The following is a 542-nucleotide window of genomic DNA, read 5'->3' as shown; positions in this document are numbered from 1 at the left end:
GCCAGCCCGCGCAGCTGCGTCGTCGTCAGCGCCGCCAGGTCCGTCGTCTCCAGCGCGCCGGCCTGCGTCGAGGTCAGCCCCGTCACCTGCGCGCTGCCCAGCCCGCCGATCTGCGTCGTCGTCAGCGCCGCGATGTCCGAGGTCTCAAGGCCGCGGATCTGGCTGCTGCGGATCGCCCCCATCTGCGTGCTGGTCAGCGCCCCCACCTGCGTCGTCGTCAGCGCCGCCAGCTGCGCGCTGCCCAGCCCCGCCACCTGCGTCGTGCCCAGACCGGCGATCTGCGTCGTCGTCAGCGCCGCCGCCTGCGTCGTCGTCAGCGCGCCGAACTGCGTCGTGGTCAGCGCGTTCAGCTGCGTCGTGGTCAGCGCGGTGGCCTGCGTCGTGGTCAGCGCCGCGATCTGCGTCGTGCCGAGGCCGCGCAGCTGCGCCGTGGACAGCACCGCCAGGTCCGTCGTCTCCAGCGCCGCCGCCTGCGTCGAGGTCAGCGCCGCCACCTGCTGGCTGGTCAGCCCCGCCACCTGCGTCGTCGTCAGCGCCGCCAG

The 542-nt window shown here is 74.7% G+C and carries 1 protein-coding gene; it reads right to left on the bottom strand.

Annotated elements, in window-relative coordinates; translation table 11 throughout:
• Nucleotides 1-542: hypothetical protein (locus HEQ75_RS27765; protein ID WP_456237404.1), on the bottom strand; the 542-nt coding region annotated here is incomplete at both ends.

Source organism: Falsiroseomonas selenitidurans, from assembly GCF_012103215.1.
Lineage (GTDB): Bacteria > Pseudomonadota > Alphaproteobacteria > Acetobacterales > Acetobacteraceae > Falsiroseomonas > Falsiroseomonas selenitidurans.
The sequence above is the reverse complement of the archived record's forward strand: the minus strand, read 5'-3'. Positions and strand labels throughout refer to the sequence as shown.